The 1649-nt window shown below is 57.8% G+C and carries 2 protein-coding genes; both read right to left on the reverse strand.

From position 1 onward, the window contains the following. Positions 1-754: 754 nt before the first annotated feature. On the reverse strand, positions 755-1150 hold the full coding sequence (locus tag Q8O71_03035; GenBank protein ID MDP2705338.1) for a hypothetical protein: 396 nt from the start codon (positions 1148-1150) through the stop codon (positions 755-757). Positions 1151-1180: 30 nt separating this feature from the next. Continuing rightward, the coding region (locus Q8O71_03040; protein ID MDP2705339.1) for a hypothetical protein at positions 1181-1649 on the reverse strand (469 nt) is incomplete at its 5' end.

The raw sequence follows: 1649 nt of genomic DNA on the forward strand, positions 1-1649 counted from the left end.
CGGTGGAGGCGTTCATGCTGCGGGCGGCGGGCATCGAGTGGCTGAACTGTCCGCATTGCCGTGAAGGGCGGTTCCGGGTGGTGCAGGCGATTACGCCCCACTTGCCGCGCGCCCCGCCGCGAGCGCCATCATGAAACGTACCGGTTTGCTTTATCGTTTCATCCGGCGGTTGGGTGCGTGCACCAGCCGGGGCTGCGCTCGACCGTGCGTCATGAATGATGCCGGTGTTCGTCGGTTTGCGCGGTTCCGTGATACCGATGCGGGCCGCAAAGTCACTCGGTGGCTTCTATTTGCATCCGACCAGTTGTGTCACGCTCCAGATATTCGATTGACGCCGCGCTCCAAAACCTTACAATCCCCATAAGCACCGCTCACCACAGGTTCAGTCCAACGAGGTTTATCCGCCGCCGGCAGGTTGGCGCGTTGAATAGGCTTGGGAGGGGCGGCGGATAAACGCTATTCGTTAGGGATGCAAAAATTGTAAAAGTACCTTTTATGAACCGAGGGTGGGTTTCGTAGGTCGGGATTCATCCCGACAGAGCGCCGCAGAACCCAACCCCGTCGGGATGAACCCCGTCGGGATGAATCCCGACCTACATCATCGTGAGGTTCATGAACAAACGGTACGTTTGTGATTTCTCCCTTAAGAGCCTATAACTTCTGGCTATCTATAAGTTTGCAATTACCCCTTGTAATATCACCCCAATGAAAATTGGTTGAATAGGTTTATTCGTTCAACCCCATAGACTCAAAATCAAGGGAGATCGGAATCATGGCTACCAATAACGAAAACAACACTCAAAATCAGGAACAACCTGCCAACGAAAATGTTGCTCTGGATCAGGAGGCTGTTTCGTTTGACGAGATGACTGTGCTTAGCCGTGAGGGAGTCAATGAGAGTATAGGCCGAGCCGACAGCGTAACCGGAGCACAGGAACGGATCGAAGGCGCCGGTAACGAAAATATCCAGTCCGACACAAGGGCGGATGTCACACAAGATGCTGACATAGTGGGTGAGGGCGGTATTCGCGACGAAGGCTTGAGTGTGGAGCGCCAGACTGTGGCGGCTGGGAGCACCGTACCATTCATGGATACCGACAGCGATGGGCAGCAAATCCCCGTGCCGCTTGTTGATCAGCCGCTTCCCCAAGATGACGTGGAGGTAATCAACCCAGCCAATCTAAGAGATGCGCCTCCTGATCCATTGGCACCGGATGTTGTGACGCCTATTGGGGGTGTAACTACGCCGACTACACCGACTACGGTGACCACTGCTACTAGCCCGACTACTGCCACGACGGCGACCACGGCTACCACCGCCACGACTGCAACCACGGCGACCACGGCTACCACGGCGACGACCGCTACCACAGCCACGACGGCGACGACAGCCACGACCGCGACCACAGCGACCACAGCGACCACAGCGACCACAGCGACCACAGCCACCACAGCCACCACAGCGACCACAGCCACCACAGCCACCACAGCGACCACAGCGACCACAGCCACCACAGCGACCACAGCCACCACAGCCACCACGGCTACCACGGCTACCACAGCCACGACTGCTACCACAGCCACGACTGCAACCACAGCCACGACCGCGACAACAGCGACGACTGCCACCACGGCGACCACGGCCACCA

This window comes from bacterium (assembly GCA_030690305.1).
Classification (GTDB): domain Bacteria; phylum Patescibacteriota; class Minisyncoccia; order Phycocordibacterales; family JAGLPS01; genus JBBUCK01.